This window comes from Blautia sp. AM47-4 (genome assembly GCF_003479865.1).
GTDB classification, from domain to species: Bacteria; Bacillota; Clostridia; order Lachnospirales; family Lachnospiraceae; genus Fusicatenibacter; species Fusicatenibacter saccharivorans.
Window position 1 is genome coordinate 1 of the sequence record NZ_QUHY01000078.1, and the last position, 2154, is coordinate 2154.

3 protein-coding genes and 1 pseudogene are annotated in these 2154 nt (G+C 56.2%); all 4 read left to right on the plus strand.

Features of this window, described 5'->3' with window-relative positions:
* Nucleotides 1-409, plus strand: a 409-nt coding sequence (locus DW965_RS18540) for an antirestriction protein ArdA (protein ID WP_147398823.1), incomplete at its 5' end; no start/stop codon positions are given.
* A gap of 35 nt (nt 410-444) precedes the next feature.
* Nucleotides 445-1536 carry a hypothetical protein gene (locus DW965_RS18545; RefSeq protein WP_243036692.1) on the plus strand — a complete coding sequence of 364 codons (1092 nt, stop codon included), beginning with the start codon at nt 445-447 and terminating at the stop codon, nt 1534-1536.
* 27 nt (nt 1537-1563) lie between these two features.
* On the plus strand, nt 1564-2034 hold the full coding sequence (locus DW965_RS18550) for a PcfB family protein (RefSeq protein WP_117982197.1): 471 nt from the start codon (nt 1564-1566) through the stop codon (nt 2032-2034).
* Nucleotides 2031-2154, plus strand: a pseudogene (locus DW965_RS22365) (conjugal transfer protein TraG); the annotation flags it as partial. The gene DW965_RS18550 and the pseudogene DW965_RS22365, both read left to right, overlap by 4 nt.

A 2154-nucleotide genomic window follows, 5' to 3' on the forward strand; every position in this document is an offset into this window, starting at 1 on the left:
CACAAGGAGCGTGAAGGATTTGATAAACCTGACGCAGAACCTTGACCTTTACCGCTTTTACCCGGATATTTCCGATGATGAAGGGCTGGGCCGTCTTTACGCCGACGAGCTTGGGACTATCGACATACCGGAGCACATTCAGAACTACTTCGATTATGAGGCATACGGGCGGGATGTGCGTATCAACGAGGGCGGCGTATTCGCTCCCGGTGGGTATGTGTCGGCAGTCCCGGAGGGCTTCAAGGAGTATTACCACGGGCCGCAGGACATTCCGCCGGAACACCGGATATTTGCCTATCCTGAAAAGGCCGAGCCTGTCCACTCCATTCTCGCTACACTCAAACGGTTTCAAGAAGCCCCACCCGCTCCGAAAAAGGACAAGGCGGGGCCTTCCCATGAAGAACGGTAAGACTTCGGGCCAGCATGGCCCGAAGCATAAAGGAGGTGCATACCATCAACTATTACCCTATCAATGAAGGAGCCGCCCGCCGGGCAAAAGAAATGAACAGCTTTTCCGACTACAAGGAAGGGAGCGCAACGGCGGAATACCGGGCAATGGTGGACAAGGCCGCCGCCGTAGCGGAAAAGCAGAAATCCCGGGTGGACCCCATGTACCATGAGAAGATCGACCATCTGTTAGACACCTACGCCCGCAAGCTGGCCGAAAACATGAACCAAGGCTTTGCCATTGACGCAAGGGTTCCCTCTGTGCTGATCGCCGGGCCTTCCAATTTCCCGGTGGGAAAGAAGGAAAAACAGAACCGGGCCCGGGACAGCAACATGGAGGAATGGCGGTATATTCAAGGGCTGCTGGATAAGATACGCAGCACCGGCATGGGCGGGATCAGCGCCGATGACCCGGCAGCGATTGAAAAGCTCCAGAAGAAGCTGGACGGGCTGGAACGCTCCCAGCTCATTATGAAGGAGGTCAACGCCTATTACCGCAAGCATGGCAAGCTGGACGGCTGTGCGCTGCTGTCGCCGGACCAGATCGAAAAGCTGAAAGCAAGCATGGCGTCAAGTTGGCGAAGCGACCCGAGGCCCTTTGAAAGTTACCAGCTAACCAACAACAATGCGGAGATCCGCCGGGTAAAGGCCCGTATCGAACATCTTTCCAAACAGGCACAGCAGGAATTTTCCGGCTGGGAGTTCGATGGGGGTCGTGTGGAAATGAACCGGGAGGACAACCGCTTGCAGGTGTTCTTTGACGGAAAGCCTGACGCGGACACCCGGGCCGAGCTGAAAAGCAGCGGCTTTCGTTGGGCTCCCAGCGTGGGCGCATGGCAGAGGCAGCTCACGGACAACGCCATCCGGGCGGCTGACCGTCTGGAATGTATCAAGCCGCTGTCCGGCGAAAAGCCTCCCAACTTCAAAAGAAGCCCTCTATCTTGCAGACCATGCGGGAACAGGACGAAAAAGTCCAGACGGAGCCGGAAAAGAAAGCTCCGTCCGGCAGAGATGCCGAGCGGTAAGCCTCGGGCCACATTGGCCCGAGGTTTTCTGTTCCCCGAGATTGTACGGGGACCTCCCGGATAGCGGGAACCCCGACGGAAAGGAGGTTTTATGCAAGAAGAAGTAAACCAAAAAACGGTTGCCCTTTCGATCAGGACAACGAAGCTCACAGGAAAAGTGCTGGCTGCCGCTCTTGGCAAGGTGGTTCGGGCGCTGCAAAAGCACCACCAGAAGGCGCTGACCCCGCAGGGACGCCAGAGCGTGAAAAAGCTGATGAACCACTATGGCGGCAAAAGTGCCATGCCCTATGTGGGAGCTCCAAAGGATTTTGACCGGATCGCGAAGGAGTTCCATGTGGACTACGCTTTCCATAAAGTGAGCCCCGGTCATTACCTGCTGTTTTTCAAAGCCAATCAGGCGGACGCTATCACGGCGGCCTTCCAGAAGTACAGCGCAAAGGTGCTGAACAAAGAGCAGGACAAGGCTTCCATCCTCGGTCAGCTTCGGAATTTCACGGAGCAAATCAGGACGCAGGCAAAGGAAAAGCAGCGGACCAGAGAGGCGGTGAAGGACGGACGTTGAGTGACAAAATCAGAAAATATGTGCTCCCAAACCTGCCGTACCTCTTTGTGTTCTGGTTCTTCTCCAAAATCGGGACGGCCTACCGGATCGCCCCCGGCACAGACTTCGGGACAAAGCTCA